The sequence below is a fragment of the Bradyrhizobium yuanmingense genome, assembly GCF_029167105.1.
GTDB lineage: Bacteria > Pseudomonadota > Alphaproteobacteria > Rhizobiales > Xanthobacteraceae > Bradyrhizobium > Bradyrhizobium yuanmingense_A.
Genome location: NZ_JARFML010000113.1, coordinates 1 through 1,268, shown reverse-complemented (window position 1 = coordinate 1,268; position 1,268 = coordinate 1). Strand labels below are relative to the sequence as shown.

Sequence of the window (1,268 nt, the reverse complement as noted above, 5' to 3'; positions counted from 1 at the left end):
TGACCTGCCCCTGAATTTTCATCCAGCGGCAGTTAGAGTCTCGGGGTTTTGTACGCCAAGTGGCGCGGGTGGAGCAACGGACGATCGGCGGAGCTGGTCGGGGTTGCGCAGCCGATCGTCCGTTGCGGTGAGGTGGGCGGCGTAGGCTGCCGGGGTGAGGTAGTTCAGCGACGAGTGAGGACGCTGGAGATTGTAGTCGGCGACCCAATTGGCGATCTTGGCGCGGGCGTCATCGAGATCAAAGAACAGGGTCTCGTTGAGCAACTCGTCGCGCATCCGGCCATTGAAACTCTCGGCGAAGCCGTTCTGCATCGGCTTTCCCGGTGCGATGAAGTGCCAATCGATGGCTGCGTCCTTGCACCAAGAGAGCATGGCGTTGCAGGTGAACTCGGTGCCATGGTCGGACACGATCATTCCTGGCTTGCCGCGTCGCTCGACGATTGTCGTCAGTTCGCGGGCCACGCGCCGACCCGAGATCGACGTCTCCGGAATCGCGCCCAGGCATTCCTTGGTGACGTCGTCGACGATGTTGAGGATGCGAAAGCGTCGGCCATTGGCGAACTGGTCGTGGACGAAGTCCAGCGACCAGCGCGCGTTCGGCCTCGCCTCGACCAGGATCGGGGCACGGGTCCCCACGGCCTTGCGGCGAGCCCGCCGCTTGCGGACGGTGAGCCCTTCCTCGCGATAAAGCCGGTAGATCCGGTTGATCCCCGATGGCTCGCCCTCCCGCCGCAGCAGGACGAACAGCCGGCGGTAGCCAAAACGTCGCCGCTCGCTGGCGAGATCGCGCAATCGGCCACGCAGAACTGCGTCCGGCGGGCGGCTGGAGCGATAGCGGATCATCTTCCGATCCGCCCCGATGATCGAGCAGGCCCGCCGTTCCGACAGGCTCATGACGGCCTGCAGATGCGCGACCGCAGCGCGCTTGGCGGCGGGCCCTACCATTTTTTTGAAAGCAGCTCGCGAAGGGCGGCCGCGTCGAGCATCTGCTCGGCCAGAAGCTTCTTCAGCTTCGCGTTCTCCTCCTCCAGGGCCCTCAGCCGCTTCGCCTCGGAAACGTCCATGCCGCCGAATCTGGCCTTCCAATTGTAGATCGTCGCCTCGGAAACACCGTGCTTGCGAGCCAGGTCGGCTGTCTTCGCCCCGGCCTCATGCTCCTTCAACAGCGCGATAATCTGCTCTTCCGTGAACCTTGCTCGCTTCATCTGTCCGTCCTTCTTCGGGCCGGACTCTAACTCCTTCTGGAGGAAATACGCAGTGGCAGGTCA

General features: G+C 63.6%; 1 protein-coding gene and 1 pseudogene. Both read right to left on the bottom strand.

From position 1 onward, the window contains the following. Window positions 1–18: 18 nt before the first annotated feature. On the bottom strand, window positions 19–1,086 hold the full coding sequence (locus tag P0R31_RS40665; RefSeq protein WP_275521226.1) for an IS3 family transposase: 1,068 nt from the start codon (window positions 1,084–1,086) through the stop codon (window positions 19–21). Further along, a pseudogene (locus tag P0R31_RS40660) lies at window positions 1,053–1,205 on the bottom strand (transposase); the annotation flags it as partial. The gene P0R31_RS40665 and the pseudogene P0R31_RS40660, both read right to left, overlap by 34 nt. Between the last annotated feature and the right edge of the window lie 63 nt (window positions 1,206–1,268).